Origin of the sequence: Kutzneria buriramensis (assembly GCF_003387475.1) — a bacterium.
Taxonomy (GTDB): domain Bacteria; phylum Actinomycetota; class Actinomycetes; order Mycobacteriales; family Pseudonocardiaceae; genus Kutzneria; species Kutzneria buriramensis.
The window spans coordinates 128,237-142,602 of sequence record NZ_QUNO01000012.1; the positions used below are offsets into that span (position 1 = coordinate 128,237).

Annotated in this window: 12 protein-coding genes; 6 read left to right on the forward strand and 6 right to left on the reverse strand. The window is 70.1% G+C overall.

Annotated elements, in window-relative coordinates:
* Nucleotides 1–130: 130 nt before the first annotated feature.
* On the reverse strand, nt 131–580 hold the full coding sequence (gene mce / locus BCF44_RS32435; protein WP_116178245.1) for a methylmalonyl-CoA epimerase: 450 nt from the start codon (nt 578–580) through the stop codon (nt 131–133).
* 123 nt (nt 581–703) lie between these two features.
* Here mce and BCF44_RS32440 point away from each other — a divergent pair, with 123 nt between their 5' ends.
* The 4 genes from BCF44_RS32440 to ku all read left to right on the forward strand — a co-directional run bounded on the left by BCF44_RS32440 (nt 704) and on the right by ku (nt 4,226).
* On the forward strand, nt 704–1,891 hold the full coding sequence (locus BCF44_RS32440; RefSeq protein WP_116178246.1) for an acetyl-CoA C-acetyltransferase: 1,188 nt from the start codon (nt 704–706) through the stop codon (nt 1,889–1,891).
* Nucleotides 1,892–1,893: 2 nt separating this feature from the next.
* Nucleotides 1,894–2,856, forward strand: coding sequence for a methylmalonyl Co-A mutase-associated GTPase MeaB (meaB, locus tag BCF44_RS32445; protein WP_116178247.1), 963 nt, complete (start codon nt 1,894–1,896; stop codon nt 2,854–2,856).
* Between the two features lie 42 nt (nt 2,857–2,898).
* Nucleotides 2,899–3,246, forward strand: coding sequence for a hypothetical protein (locus BCF44_RS32450; protein ID WP_246015841.1), 348 nt, complete (start codon nt 2,899–2,901; stop codon nt 3,244–3,246).
* Between the two features lie 110 nt (nt 3,247–3,356).
* Complete coding sequence (gene ku / locus BCF44_RS32455) at nt 3,357–4,226, forward strand: non-homologous end joining protein Ku (RefSeq protein WP_116178249.1); 870 nt, start codon at nt 3,357–3,359, stop codon at nt 4,224–4,226.
* A gap of 149 nt (nt 4,227–4,375) precedes the next feature.
* Here the strand turns inward: ku and BCF44_RS32460 are convergent, their stop codons facing one another.
* The 4 genes from BCF44_RS32460 to BCF44_RS32475 form a co-directional block, all read right to left on the reverse strand.
* Complete coding sequence (locus BCF44_RS32460; protein WP_116178250.1) at nt 4,376–5,365, reverse strand: ABC transporter substrate-binding protein; 990 nt, start codon at nt 5,363–5,365, stop codon at nt 4,376–4,378.
* A gap of 26 nt (nt 5,366–5,391) precedes the next feature.
* Nucleotides 5,392–6,423: an ABC transporter permease gene (locus tag BCF44_RS32465; protein ID WP_116178251.1), complete on the reverse strand. Its 1,032-nt coding sequence runs from the start codon at nt 6,421–6,423 to the stop codon at nt 5,392–5,394.
* The gene (locus BCF44_RS32470; protein WP_116178252.1) at nt 6,420–7,184 is read right to left on the reverse strand and encodes an ATP-binding cassette domain-containing protein; all 765 of its coding nucleotides are present in this window, start codon (nt 7,182–7,184) and stop codon (nt 6,420–6,422) included. Before BCF44_RS32470 ends, BCF44_RS32465 begins: the two co-directional genes overlap by 4 nt.
* Nucleotides 7,185–7,257: 73 nt before the next feature.
* Nucleotides 7,258–8,277, reverse strand: a complete 1,020-nt coding sequence (locus BCF44_RS32475) for a class I mannose-6-phosphate isomerase (RefSeq protein ID WP_116178253.1) — start codon at nt 8,275–8,277, stop codon at nt 7,258–7,260.
* Between the two features lie 125 nt (nt 8,278–8,402).
* On the opposite strand from BCF44_RS32475, the gene BCF44_RS32480 reads away from it, so the two are divergent.
* Complete coding sequence (locus tag BCF44_RS32480) at nt 8,403–9,530, forward strand: RNA-guided endonuclease InsQ/TnpB family protein (RefSeq protein ID WP_116178254.1); 1,128 nt, start codon at nt 8,403–8,405, stop codon at nt 9,528–9,530.
* 74 nt (nt 9,531–9,604) lie between these two features.
* Here the strand turns inward: BCF44_RS32480 and BCF44_RS32485 are convergent, their stop codons facing one another.
* Nucleotides 9,605–10,591, reverse strand: a complete 987-nt coding sequence (locus tag BCF44_RS32485) for a LacI family DNA-binding transcriptional regulator (protein WP_116178255.1) — start codon at nt 10,589–10,591, stop codon at nt 9,605–9,607.
* A 353-nt stretch (nt 10,592–10,944) separates the two neighbouring features.
* On the opposite strand from BCF44_RS32485, the gene BCF44_RS32490 reads away from it, so the two are divergent.
* Nucleotides 10,945–14,238 (forward strand): GH92 family glycosyl hydrolase, encoded by a 3,294-nt coding sequence (locus tag BCF44_RS32490; RefSeq protein ID WP_246015843.1) that lies wholly within the window; start codon nt 10,945–10,947, stop codon nt 14,236–14,238.
* Nucleotides 14,239–14,366: the final 128 nt, after the last annotated feature.

The window sequence follows — 14,366 nt, forward strand, 5'->3', positions numbered from 1 at the left end:
GGTCGCGGTTCCGGTAACCAGCCTGTTGGCGCAATGGTGATGCCTGCGTGGCCGGCGCGATGCTCGCCCAGGTGGCCCGTATGCAGCAGGACGTGGTGCGACCCAAGGGATTGATTCCCTCCGGCCTGCTCTAGTGCTCCTTGGCCGGCTGGACCAGCTCGACGAGGACGCCGCCGGCGTCCTTGGGGTGCACGAAGTTGACGCGGCTGTCGGCGGTGCCGCGCTTGGGCTCGTCGAACAGCACACGCAGGCCCTTGGCCCGCAGGGTGTCGCAGGCGGCGGCCACATCGGTCACGCGGAACGCCAGCTGCTGGAGGCCGGGACCGCTGCGGTCGAGGAACTTGGCGATGGTGGAGTCCGGCCGCGACGGGGCCAGCAGCTGGACGGCGGCGCCGGTGGTGTCGCCGGGGGCGCGCAGCATGGCCTCGCGGACGCCCTGCTCCTCGTTGACCTCCTCGTGGCTGACCTCCAGCCCGAAGGTCTCCCGGTGGAAGGCGATCGCGGCGTCCAGGTCGGGCACGGCGATGCCGACGTGGTCGATGGCCGTGACAAGTCCGGCGAGCTCGGCGCGCAGGTTCATGTCGGTGCAGGGTAGTAGCCTTGACACGATGCAGTGACCTGTGCGGCTACTCACAGCCACAGGGAAAGCTACCGGCCGGTATGGTCCACAAGACCACCGCCCGCACCGTCGCTGGAGGCCGTCGTGTCCGGTTCCGTCATCGTCGCAGGGGCCCGCACCCCCATGGGGCGACTGCTCGGCTCGCTCAAGGACTTCTCCGGAGCCCAACTCGGTGGCGTCGCCATCAGGGGCGCCCTGGACCGGGCGGGCGTCCGCCCCGAGCAGGTCGAGTACGTGATCATGGGTCAGGTGCTGACCGCGGGCGCCGGCCAGATCCCGGCCCGGCAGGCCGCCGCGGCCGCCGGCATCCCGATGGACGTGCCGGCGCTGACCGTCAACAAGGTGTGCCTGTCCGGCATCGACGCGATCGCCCTGGCCGACCAGCTGATCCGGGCCGGCGAGTTCGAGATCGTGGTGGCCGGCGGCCAGGAGTCCATGACCCAGGCCCCGCACCTGCTGCCCAAGTCCCGCGCCGGCTTCAAGTACGGCGACGTGACGCTCCAGGACCACATGGCCTACGACGGCCTGTTCTGCGCGTTCGACCAGGTCGCGATGGGCTCGTCGACGGAGAAGTACAACTCCCGCTACGGCCTGACCCGCGAGGAGCAGGACGCGTTCTCGGCCCGCTCGCACCAGCGCGCGGCCGAGGCGGCCAAGAACGGGATCTTCGACGAGGAGATCGTTCCGGTGCCGATCCCGCAGCGCAAGGGCGACCCGGTGCTGTTCGCCACCGACGAGGGCGTGCGCGGCGACACCACCGTGGACACCCTGGCCAAGCTGCGCCCGGCGTTCGCCGCGGACGGCACCATCACCGCCGGCTCGGCGTCGCAGATCTCCGACGGCGCGGCCGCAGTCGTGGTGATGAGCAAGGCCAAGGCCGAGGAGCTGGGCCTGACCTGGCTGGCCGAGATCGGCGCGCACGGCGTGGTCGCCGGCCCCGACGCGAGCCTGCACGAGCAGCCGTCCAACGCCATCCGCAAGGCCTGCGCCAAGGAGGGCATCGACCCGGCCGACCTCGACCTCGTCGAGATCAACGAGGCGTTCGCGGCGGTCGGCGTGGTGTCGGCGCGCAAGCTGGGGCTGGCCGAGGACAAGGTCAACGTCAACGGCGGCGCGATCGCGCTCGGCCACCCGATCGGCATGTCCGGCGCCCGCATCGCGCTGCACCTGGCGCTGGAGCTCAAGCGCCGCGGCGGCGGCGTCGGCGCGGCCGCGCTGTGCGGCGGCGGCGGCCAGGGCGACGCGCTGATCGTGCGGGTGCCCAAGGCCTGAGTGTGACCCGCACCGTCGACGTGCCCGACCTGGTCGCTCGGGCCAGGTCGGGCGAGCCACGGGCGGTCGCGCGCCTGATCTCGCTCGTCGAGGACGCCAGCCCGCACCTGCGGGACGTGGCGGCCGCGCTCGCCCCGCACACCGGGCGGGCGCGGGTCGTCGGCATCACGGGGTCGCCCGGCGTAGGCAAGTCGACGACCACCTCGCAGCTGGTGACGGCGTTGCGGCGCAAGGAACTTCGCGTCGGTGTGCTGGCCGTGGACCCCACCTCGCCGTTCTCCGGCGGCGCGCTGCTCGGCGACCGGGTGCGGATGCAGGAGCACGCCACCGACCCCGGCGTGTTCATCCGTTCCATGGCCAGCCGCGGGCACCTCGGCGGCCTGTCCTGGGCGACGCCGCAGGCGCTGCGCGTGTTGGACGCCGCCGGCTGCGACATCGTGCTGATCGAGACGGTCGGCGTCGGGCAGTCCGAGGTCGAGGTGGCAGGGCTCGCCGACACCACGTTGGTGCTGGTCGCGCCGGGCATGGGCGACGGCATCCAGGCGGCGAAGGCCGGCATCCTGGAGATCGCCGACGTGTTCGTGGTGAACAAGGCCGACCGCGACGGCGCCGACCAGACCGTCCGGGAGCTCAAGCACGGCCTGTCGCTGGCCCGCCGGGAACGGCTCGGTCCGAGCTGGCGGCCGCCGGTCGTGCGGGCCGTCGCGGCGCGGGGCGAGGGCATCGACGAGGTGGTGACGGCGATCGACGAGCACCGGACGTGGCTCGTCGACCACGGCGAGCTGGAGCAGCGCCGGCAGGCCCGCGCCGCTGCCGAGGTGGAGGCGATCGCCGTGGCACAGCTGCGATCCCGGCTCGCCGACGTGCGCGGCGGGACGGCGCTGGACCAGCTGGCCAAGCGGGTCGCCACCGGCGAGGTCGATCCGTACGCGGCGGCCGACGACCTGATCGCCGGGCTTCGGTGAGTCACCGACGGTGATCCAACCGGCAGTGGCAGGATGTCGCGGGTGACCAGTGCCCCGATCCTGCCGGCGACGGTGGCGGCGACGCACCTGGAGGCGTGCGCGGCCGAGCTCGCCGGCGCGGCCACGATCGGCGGCCTGGACGACGTGCTGGCGATCGTGCCGGTGCTGGCCCGGGCGCAGCGCCAGCTGGCGGTCGCGCTGGGCAACCTGGCCGGTCACACGGACGGCGGCCGCCCAACCGGGGCAAGGGATGTCGGCGACTCGGCCGCCCTGGCTGCGCTGGGCGAGGTACTGCGTGCTGCGTCCGACGCCGCCGACGCTACGGCGGATGCGCTCGGGGAATCGTTGCCACTGCTGGAAAATCTCACCGACGGCGACACCCGTTCGTAGCAGCCTGCCCGCGTCGCAGCCCAATTACCCTGGACCGCAAGCGTTTTCGCGCGCCACCGAGGTGCTTCCCCCGCCGTTGTCGAGTGGCCGGTCGTCTAGGAGGGGTCGACTTGCGCAGCTTCTGGAAGGGCGCCATCGGATTCGGGCTCGTCAGCATTCCCGTCAAGGCGTACAAGGCGACCGAGGAGCACGGTCTCGGCCTGCACCAGGTGCACGCCGTGGACGGCGGTCGGATCCGGCTGAGCCGGTACTGCGAGCTCGACGGCGCGGAGGTGCCGGCGGCCGAGGTCGGGCGGGCGGCGGACACCGGCGGGGGTGACGTCGTGCTGATCACCGAGGAGGACCTGGCCACGCTGCCGGTGCCGACGCTGCGCACGATCGGCGTGCACGCCTTCGTGCCGCCGGAGCAGATCGACGCGCTGTACCTGTCGCGCAGCTACTACCTGGAGCCCGACACCAACGGCGTCCGCCCGTACGTGCTGTTCGCCGAGGCGCTGCGCCGCTCCGGCCGGGTCGCGCTGGTGAAGGTCGCCTTCCGGCAGCGGGAGTCGCTGGCCGCGGTGCGGGTGCGGGACAACGTGCTGGTGCTGGAGACCCTGGTGTGGCCGGGCGAGATCCGCACCCCCGACTTCCCGTTCCTGGACGAGGATGTGGACGTCCGACTGCCCGAGTTGAAGGCGGCCACCGCGCTGATCGACTGCCTGGCCGGCGACTTCGACCCCGGCGAGCACACCGACGCCTACCGGGAGGCCCTGGACGAGCTGATCGAGGCCAAGGCCGCCGGCAACGAGGTGATCCGCCCCGAGGTGCCGCTCCAGCCCAACGGCTCCGGTGACCTGCTCACGGCGTTGGAGGCCAGCGTCAAGGCCCTGGACCCCAAGGGATCGGTCCGCCGCGCCAAAGCCGCCGCCGCCAAGGCAACCACCGCCGCCACCCGCGCCCACCAGGCGGCCCGCACAGCCACCAAGTCCCCCCGCTAACCCCCGCGAGTCGCGCTCTCGGGCACACCGAATGCAGGTCTCGGACAGACCCGGCGCGTCCCGCTCAGCGTCACACCGAAATGTAGGTTCCAGGCAGAGAAACACCCGCCCGGCATCGGGGGACCGGGCGGGTGTTCCATCCCTGGAGATCAGCAGGACGACTTGTAGAAGTACTTCGACTGCTGGTCCATGTCGTCCTTGGTGATGGACACCAGGTCGGTCGAGATGTTGCGGGTCACCGAACCACCGGTCAGCGCCGCGATGGCCTGGTCGACGCCGTCCTTGCCGATCGTGCCCGGGTCCTGGGCGATCAGCGCCTGGAAGCTGCCGTCCTTGAGGTCGCTGACCTCCTTCGGGCTGGCGTCGAACCCGACCAGGTTGACCGTCCCGGTCTTGCCGGCGGTGCGCAGACCGGTCGCCGCGCCCTCGCCGGTGTTCAGGTTGGTGGCGAACACGCCGAGCAGGTCGGGGTTGCTGGACAGCGTCGCGGTCACCTTCTGCGCCGACGTGGCGGCGTCGTTGTCGGTGTACTGCTGCCCGATGTAGGTGATGTTGGGGTACTTGGTGATCTCCTCCTTGAAGCCCTTCTCCCGCGCGTCGGTCGTGGACGTGCCGGCGGTGGTGTTGAGCACCAGCACCGAGCCCTTCTTGTCGCCGACGAGCTTGGCGAGCGTGTCGGCGGCGAGCTTGCCGCCCTGCTCGTTGTTGGACGAGATGGAGGACTCCGCCACGGAGGTGTCCTGCAACGAGGTGTCGACCTCGATGACCTTCACGCCGGCCGTCTTGAGCTGCTTCATCGGGCCGGCCATGGCCTTGTCGTCGGTGGGCGCGATGAGCACCGCCGCCGGCTTGTTGGCCAGGATGCCGGTGACGATAGGCGTCTGGTCGGCCGGGTCGAACTTCTGCGGCGCCTGCGTCTTGAGCGTGTAGCCCTTGGCCTTCGCCTCGGCCTCGGCCCCGCACTGCATGGAGATGTAGAACGGCTCGGCCGTGATGCCGGGGATCAGCGCGAGGCTCTTGTTGTCCGAAGAGGACGATCCGCCGGAGGACTGCCCGACCTGGCCGCCGCCGCACGCGGTGGCCAGCAGGGACACGGCGGCCAGCGCGGCCAGACCGGCGATCTTGCGAGTGTCTGTCATCGTTGAGAGACCTTTCAGTGACTCTGTCAGCGCTGGTTACGTGCCCGGCGGCGGGCCTGGTCGAACCAGACCGCCGCCACCAGCACGATGGCAACCGCGATGGGCTGCCAGAACGGGCTCACCCCGATGATCACGAAGCCCTTGTTGAGCACCGCCGGGATGAACACGCCGATCACCGTGCCGATGACCGACCCCACGCCGCCGAACAGGCTGGTTCCTCCGAGCACCGTGCCGGCGATCGCGTTCAGGTTGTCCGTGCTGTGGCTGGTCAGCGTGGTGGTGGTGAAGTACGCCAGCGACATGAAGCCGGCCAACCCCGACAGGAGCCCGGACAGCGCGTACACCAGCACCAGGTGCCGGGTCACGCCGACGCCGGTGCGCTGCGCGGCCACCTCGTTGGAGCCGATCGCGTACGTGTAGCGGCCGAACCGGGTGGTGGCCAGCAGCCACGCGCCGATCGCGGCCACCACCGCCGCGAGCAGCACCATGTTCGGGATCCCGCCGAACGACGTGCCCGAGCCCAGCGCCTTGCCCAGCGCCGTCGGCACGCTGCGCACGTCGGACCCGCCGGTCAGCAACTCGGCGGCGCCGAGCGCCGCGCCGAACGAGCCGAGGGTGACGATCAGCGCCGGGATCCTGGCCTTGGCGATCAGCAGCCCGTTGACCACGCCCCACAGCGCGCCGCTGCCGACGGCCACGACGCCGCCGACGGCGATCACGCCCCAGCCGGCGTTGGTGGAGTCGCCGCCGGACAGCGCGTTCATGGTCAGCGCCGAGGCGACGCCGGAGAACACCAGCACGGTGCCGACCGACAGGTCGATGCCGGAGGTGACGATCACGAACGTCATGCCGACCGACAGCACCAGCAGCACCGACGTCTCGATCAGCAGGTACTGGAGGTTGGTGACGTTGAGGATGCCGCTCGGGTCGATGATCGCGAACACCACGATCAGCGCCAGCAGCACCAGCGCGATCCACAGCGTGTTCGCGCCGGCCAGCCGCCTGGCCAGCGGCCGCTTCTCCGCCTGCGGCGGGGCGGAATCCGTGGTTGCGGTCATGACACGTCCTCCTGCACCAGCGCGCCGGTCATCGCGCCGACGAGGTCCTCCAACGACGCGTCTCCAGCCGTGAACCGGGCGACCCGCTTGCCCAGCCGCAGCACCTCGACGCGGTCCGACACCGACAGCACCTCGGGCATGTTGTGGCTGATCAGCACGACGCCGATGCCGGCGTCGCGGACCTTGCGGATGACGTCCAGCACTCGCTCCCGCTGCACCACGCCCAGCGCCGCGGTCGGCTCGTCCATGAACACGACCTTGCTGGCCCACACCACGGACCGCGCCACCGCGACGCTCTGCCGCTGGCCGCCGGACAGCGCCCCGATCGGCACGTCCACGTTCTGGAGCGTGACGCCGAGCCGGGCGAACTCCTCGCTGGCCCGGCGGCGCATCTCCTTCTTGTCCAGCATGCCCAGCGCGCCGAGGATGCCCCCGCGCTTGATCTCGCGGCCCAGGTACAGGTTCGCCGCCGGGTCGAGGTCCGGCGCGACGGCCAGGTCCTGGTACACGGTCTCGATGCCCAGCGACCGCGCGGTCGTCGGCGAGTCCAGGTGGATCGGCTTGCCCTCCAACAGGATCTCGCCCGAGTCGGGCTGCTCCGCGCCGGACAGGCACTTGATGAACGTGGACTTGCCGGCGCCGTTGTCGCCGATCAGCGAGACGACCTCGCCCGCGGCCACCTCGAACGACGCGCCGCGCAGCGCCTCGACACTGCCGTAGTGCTTGACGAGCGACCTCGCCTCCAGCAGCGGCGTGCTCACTGCGGCACCTCGCTGGCGCTCGGTGTCCGCGTTCGCGGACGCTCTGCGCTGAATGATTCGCGCGCAAGCTCGCTCATGTGCGCACCTCCGGGGGTAGACACCTGACCGCGACCAGACCACCGTCCAACTTGGACGATCCGGCCGCGTGCGGCAGCACGACGGTGTCGCCGCGGCGCAGCGCCACCGGGTCGCCGCCCTCGGTGTGCAGACGGCCCTCGCCGTCCAGCACCACCAGCACCGCGAACGACGGGTCCAGCTCGATCGGGGAATCGGCGCGCAGCCGCTGCGCGCGGAAGAAGTCGCTGTTGGGCAACAGGTCCACCACCGGCTCGCGGCGGTCCGCGGTGTGCTTGACGATCGTGTCCAGCCGCTTCGGGTCCCAGCCGGACAGGTCCAGCGCCTCCAGTGCGGTGGCCTGCCCCAGGCCGAGATGCCACGAGTCGGGGCCGTCCAGGAAGCCCTCCCACTCGATGGTGATGGAGAAGTCGGTGGGCTGCTGGAGTTCGACGATGAACACGCCCTCGCCGATGGCGTGCGGCAGGCCGGCCGGGATGAACACCGTGTCGCCGGCCCGGACCGGGATGGCGTTCAGGGCGTCCAGCATGGCCTTGCGGTCCTGGCCGGTCACCCACTTGTCCACCACGTCCGGGTCCGCGTCGGCCTTGAATCCGATGTGGACGGTCGGGTTCGGGCCGCTGGTGCCGACCACGATCCACGCCTCGGTCTTGCCGTGCCGGCAGTTCAGGTGGTCCGCCGCGAACGCGTCCGACGGGTGGTAGTGCACCGGCAGCCGCTGCCCCGCGTCCAGCAGCTTGACCAGCAGCGCCGTGTCCGCCCCGTACTTCGCCGCGTGCGCCGCCCCCAGCCAGGCCGTCGGGTCCGCCGCCACCGCGTCACGCAGCAGCGTGCCGTCCGGCAGCGGCGACAGGCCGGCGTCCTTGCCGAACTGGGTGGTGATCGACCCCACCCAGTCCTCCGGACCGAACTCGGCCGTGGCCGGCAGGCCACGCAACTCGGCGATCGCCTGGCCGCCCCGGTAGAACTGCCGGGGCTGGTTGGCGGCCAGCCGCACGGGCCGCAGAACGTCACTCAACGAGACTCCAATCGATGGCAACCAATGCGACGGCGGCGAGCTGGGCTCGGCATGTCTCGGCCGCTCTGTGGTTCACCCGGTCGATACCTTGCCGAAGGTCGAACACGTGTGCGATTTTCTGTGATGTGAAGCAGGTGCTGCAGGTCAGATTGCTGCCCACGCCGGAACAGGCGTCGGCGCTTCTGGCGACGTTGCACACCTGCAACACTGCTGCGAACTGGGTGTCCGAACGCGCCAACGCCCAGCAGATTTTCGGCAAGTTCAGAATGCAGAAGGCCTACTACCGGGAGTTGCGATCCGAGTTCGGACTGGCAGCTCAGCCTGCGATTCTCGTCATTCGGAAGGTTGCTGCGGCCTACGCGCGCGATCGTACGAGACGGCATCGATGGCGCCGGGACTCCGCGCAGGCGTACGACGTCCGATGCCTGTCGCTCCGATTTGTGGCGAGCGGCGCGAGCAGTTCGGCCACAGCGTCCATCTGGACGGTGCGCGGACGTCTGACGGGTATCAGAGTACTTGGCGAACAGGCCAGAGGTGATCAGCTCCGCGGGATCACCTTCGGTGAGTCCGATCTGATCCACCGGCGTGGCGTTTGGTTGCTGGCCCTGACTCGTGAGGTCGAGGCGGTCACCTGTCGTCCTCCGGCCGATTTCCTCGGTGTTGACATGGGGGTCGTCAACATCGCGACCACGAGTGATGGTGTCCGGTACTCCGGATCGCGGCTCAACCGCTACCGCCGTCGGCAGGTCCGGCTGCGTCAGCGACTCCAAACCAAGGGCACCCGGTCCGCCCGCCGTCTGCTGAAGCGTCGCAACCGCAAGGAACGGCGCTTCGCGACCGACGTCAACCACGTCATTTCCAAGAGCATCGTGGCCGAGGCTGAACGCACCGGACGTGGAATCGCCGTCGAGCAGTTGGCCGGCATTCGCGAACGGGTACGGCTTCGCAAGCCCCAACGGGCCGCGCTGCATCAGTGGGCGTTCCATCAACTCGGTCGATTCCTTGGGTACAAGGCGGCCGGGGCGGGCGTGGTCCTGGTCGAAGTCGATCCGGCTTTCACGTCGCAGACATGTCGGACGTGCAGGTACGTCTCCAGCAGAAATCGAAGATCCCAAGCAGTGTTCATGTGTGGCGGCTGTGGCTTCGTTGGGCACGCCGACCACAACGCGGCGGGCAACATCGCGGACCGCGGTATTGCCCGCTGGGGCGAAGTCATGCGTCCACACGCAGCGCCCACCCTGGCAGCCAGCTAGGGCGGCAGCGGCAAGCCTATCGGCGTCCCTCGCCGACAGCTGCGGGTTCACAACCCGCTTCGCTGAGTGGGGGATCATGACGGTCGCATTTCTCCTGATCCACGGGGTACCAAACGCACCGGAAGCACCACCCGCCGCGGTGGGGACGTGTCCCCGTCCAGGCGGGAGAACAGCAGTTCGGCGGCGGCCTTGCCGATCGCGCTGGCGTCGTGCGCGATCACGGTGACGGGCGGGTCGAGCAGGTCGGCGAGCTCGAAGTCGTCGAAGCCGACGAGGGCGGGGCGGTGAGGCCGGCCGGCCAGCACGCGCAGCAGGTGCACGGTGATCCGGTTGTTGCCGGCGACCACGGCGGTGGCCGGCTGCCGGTGCTCGGCGATGCGGCGCAGCACCTCGGCGATGCCCCGCTCGTCGTGCGGACCCATGGCGACCAGGTCCTCGTCGTAACGGATGCCGGCGCGCACGCAGCCCTCGCGGAAGCCGCGCAGGCGCTCGTTGGCGGTGAAGATGTCGGGGGCGTCGCCGAGGAAGGCGATGCGAGTGTGCCCGTGGGCGGCGAGGTGGCGGACGGCCAGCACGGTGCCGCCGATGTTGTCCACCAGCACGGTGTCGGCGACGACGTCGCCGGCGGGCCGGTCCAGGAACACCACCGGCATGCCGGCCCGCATCTCCGGCACCAGGTAGCCGTGCTGCATGCCGGCCGGCACCACGAGCATGCCGTCGACCCGGCGGGCGCAGAACTCCAGCGCGAGCTCGCGCTCGCGGCTGGGGTCCTCGTCGGACGAGCCGGTGAGCACCTGCCGCCCGTACTGCCGGGCGACCTCCTCCACCGCGCGGGTGATGCCCGAGTAGAAGGGGTTGCCGACGTCCTCGAGGACCATGCCGATGGTGCCGGTCGAGGACCCGCGGCGCAGGTTGCGGGCGCCCAGGTTGCGGCGGAACCCGAGCTGGTCGATGGCCGCCAGCACGCGCTCGGCGGTGGCGGGGTGCACTCCCGGCTCGTCGTTGACGACCCGGGAGACCGTTTTGATGCTGACCCCGGCCAGTCGCGCCACGTCGCTCATGGTGGCGCGGCGGACCCGTCGTGGACCGAGGCTCGACAACGTTGTCATGATGGCGCGATCTCACCGGAAACACACAGGGCTTGTCAATGGTTGTGAACCGGTCAAGAACGAACGGCGCAGAGACCGGCCCATGGTCGAGTTTTGGCTGTTCACAGTGTGAATGCCCGTTGTTACTGCATACGGACGCCGGTCGCTGTCCATTAGCGGCCAGGAATTCCGGTAGCGTCTTGACGCGGGTCGGACACTCTCCGCAGTGTTGCCGACGGGTCGAGCGGGCCCGCCGGGTGTCGCGACAAGGTTGTCACCCCCGCCGCTCGACGAACCTGTGTTCGAGCCACGGGAGGCGACGCACGATGTTCGGAGTCCCGAGACGGCGCTGGCGCGCCGCGGCGGTGATCGGCACGGCGCTGGCGATGGTGGTGTCGCCGTTCATGGCCACCGCCGCGACCGCCGCTCCCGCGCCGAAGGCCCAGGATCTCGCCCAATGGGTGGATCCCTACATCGGCACCCAGCCCGGTGACGCCGACATGGGCACCGGCGGCGGCGCCGCCAACACGTACCCCGGCGCGGACGTGCCGTTCGGCATGGTGCAGTGGAGCCCGGACACCGTGACCCTCCAGCACGGCGGCTACTACTACCAGGACAACCGGATCAAGGGCTTCAGTCTCACCCACCTGTCCGGCGCCGGCTGCGACACGTACCAGGACATCCCGTTCATGCCGGTCGTCGGCGACATCACCGACTCGCCCGCGGCCAACCCGATGAAGTACATCTCGACCTTCTCGCACAGCAACGAGAAGGTGACCGCCGGCTCGTACGGCGTGAGCCTGGACAACGGCGCCAAGGTCGAGCTGAGCACCACTGCGCGCACCGGCGCCGGCCGCTTCACCTGGCCGGTCGGCCCGACCTCCACGCTGCTGGTCAACGTGTCCGGCTCGATCATGGGCACCGACGACGCGTCCGTGACCATCGGCAAGAACTACATCAGCGGCTACGCCGCGAGCGGCCACTTCTGCGGCACCGACTCGCACTACCGGGTGTACTTCTACGCCCAGTTCGACCAGAACTTCGCCAGCACCGGCACTTGGCACAACGGCGCGGTGACGCCCGGCAAGAACGCCGAGCGCGGCATGTCGCTGCCGAAGGCCCCGGTGACCAGCGCCCCGAACAACGCCACCCCGCAGACGTCCAAGGCCAAGGCGAACGCCACCTCGCAGTCGGTGAAGCCGCAGGACACCACCGTGTCCGGGCCCGGCAGCGGCGCGTACGTCACCTTCGACAACACGGTCAACCCGACCGTCAACGTGAAGGTCGGCGTCTCGTTCGTGTCGGTCGACGGCGCGAAGGCCAACATCAAGGCGGAGAACCCGAACAAGACCTTCGACCAGGTCTCGGCGGCGGCCCGCGCGGCGTGGAACAGCCGGCTCAACCAGATCCAGGTGACCGGCGGCAGCAACGACCAGAAGACCATCTTCTACACCGCGCTGTACCACTCCCTGTTGCAGCCCAACGTGTTCTCCGACTCGGACGGCAGCTACCCCGGCTTCGACGGCCAGATACACAAGGCCGCCAAGGGACACGCGATATACACCAACTTCTCCGGCTGGGACATCTACCGGTCCGAGACCCAACTGCTAGCCCTGCTGGCGCCGAACGAGACCTCCGACATCGCCAACTCGATGACGCAGTTCGCCGCGCAGGGCGGGTCCTGGGACCGCTGGACGGTCGCCAACGACTACACCGGCGTGATGAACGGCGACCCGTACCACATCATCGTGTCCACAGCGTACGCCTTCGGGGCCAAGAACTTCGACGCCAACCAGGCGCTGCTGCTGATGGAACGCGGCGCCACGCAGCCGACCGTCGGCTACGAGGAGCGCCCGGGCCTGGCCAACTACATGAAGCTCGGCTACGTCCCCGGCGTCGCCTCCGACACGCTGGAGTACACCAGCGCCGACTTCTCCATCGCCGAACTCGCGCGGCGGCTGGGCGACTCGGCCACGTACAACACCTTCATCAAGCGGGCGCAGAACTGGCAGAACCTGTACAACCCGGCGACCGGCTACCTCCAGCCGCGCGCGGCCAACGGCACGTTCGCCAGCCCGTTCAACCCGGCCGACCCCGGCGGCTACACCGAGGGCAACGGCGCTCAGTACACGTGGATGGTGCCGTACAACTACAGCGGCCTGGTCACCGCGCTCGGCGGCAACGACGCCGTGAACAAGCGGCTGGACGAGTTCTTCACCAAGCTCAACGCCGGCACCAGCGACCCGCACGCGTTCCTGGGCAACGAGCCGACGCTGGAGACGCCGTGGATCTACGACTTCACCGGTGCCCCGTACAAGGCGCAGGCGCTGGTGAACAACATCCGGCAGGCGATCTGGAAGGCCGGGCCGAACGGCCTGGTCGGCAACGACGACCTCGGTGAGATGTCGTCCTGGTACGTGTGGGCCTCGCTCGGCCTGTACCCGGAGATCCCGGGCCGCGCCGAGCTGACCCTGAACACGCCGGAGTTCACCGGCGCGGTGATCACCCGGCCGGGCGGCCAGAAGATCACCATCAACGCCCCGGGCGCGTCCACGTCGACGCCGTACATCGACTCGCTGAAGCTCAACGGCCAGACCTGGACCAAGCCGTGGCTGCCCGAGTCGTTCGTGAACTCCGGTGGCACGCTGGACTTCTCGCTGTCGGCGACGCCGAACACCAGTTGGGGCACCGCCCACGCCGACGCGCCGCCGTCGTTCACCGACGGCGCCGTGAACCAGAGCACCTTCGTCGACCCGTCCCGGCTCGTCGCCCCCGCCGGCGGCAGCGCGACCGCCAACGTCGGCGTGCAGGACCTGTCCGGCCAGGGCTCGAAGGTGCACTGGACCGCCAGCGCCCCCGCCGGGCTGACGGTCACGCCGTCCTCCGGCGACCTCACCACCGATCCCGGCGGCAAGGCCAGCGCTCCCGTCACCGTGACCGTGGCGGCGGGGACCGCCGAGCAGACGTACCAGATCCCGATCTCCTACACCGCCAACGGATCCGCGATATCCGGCTCCACGCTCGCCGTGCTGGTGGCGCAGCCCGGCAGCCTGCGTGCCACGTACAACAACGTCGGCACGTCGCCGGACGACAACCAGCAGATCGGCAACTACGACGGCGGCGGCTTCAGCTACTCGCGCAACGCCCTGGCCGCCAAGGGGGTCACCCCGGGGGCGACGGTCACCGACTCCGACGGCCTGAAGTTCGTCTGGCCGAACGTGCCGGTGGGCGAGCTGGACAACGTCAACGCCGGCGGGCAGACGATCAACCTCGACGCCGCCGCCGGGGCCACCCAGCTGTCACTGCTCGGCAGCGCCGGCAACGGCAACGCCTCCGGCACGTTGACCATCACCTACACCGACGGCACCACCCAGACCGCCTCCGTCGGCTTCTCCGACTGGGCCCTGGGCGGCGGCGGCGCGCCGGTCGCGTACAACAACCGGACCGTCGTCACCATGCCGTACCGCAACGCCGGCAGCGGCACCTCGCAGCAGATCAACATGTTCCTGTTCGCCACCGCGCCCATCGCCCTGCAGGCCGGCAAGCAGGTCCAGAGCATCACGCTGCCCGGCGCCATCCAGGGCGGCACCTTCCACGTGTTCAGCGTCGCCATCGCCTGAACCCCTGGACAGCTCACGAAGGACGTGGCGGCGGCTTCGTGAGTGAGAAGAGGCGGGTCGATCACCGGCAATCCGGCGATCGACCCGCCTCACCCCTTCATGCAGGGAAGGACGCCTTACCCTCGCTC

Excerpts from the sequence above, each read along its gene's own strand:
- mce (WP_116178245.1), bottom strand. The coding sequence starts at position 580 with ATGAACCTGCGCGCCGAGCTCGCCGGACTTGTCACGGCCATCGACCAC.
- BCF44_RS32460 (WP_116178250.1), bottom strand. The coding sequence starts at position 5,365 with ATGACAGACACTCGCAAGATCGCCGGTCTGGCCGCGCTGGCCGCCGTG.
- BCF44_RS32465 (WP_116178251.1), bottom strand. The coding sequence starts at position 6,423 with ATGACCGCAACCACGGATTCCGCCCCGCCGCAGGCGGAGAAGCGGCCG.
- BCF44_RS32485 (WP_116178255.1), bottom strand. The coding sequence starts at position 10,591 with ATGAGCGACGTGGCGCGACTGGCCGGGGTCAGCATCAAAACGGTCTCC.
- BCF44_RS32490 (WP_246015843.1), top strand. The coding sequence starts at position 10,945 with ATGTTCGGAGTCCCGAGACGGCGCTGGCGCGCCGCGGCGGTGATCGGC.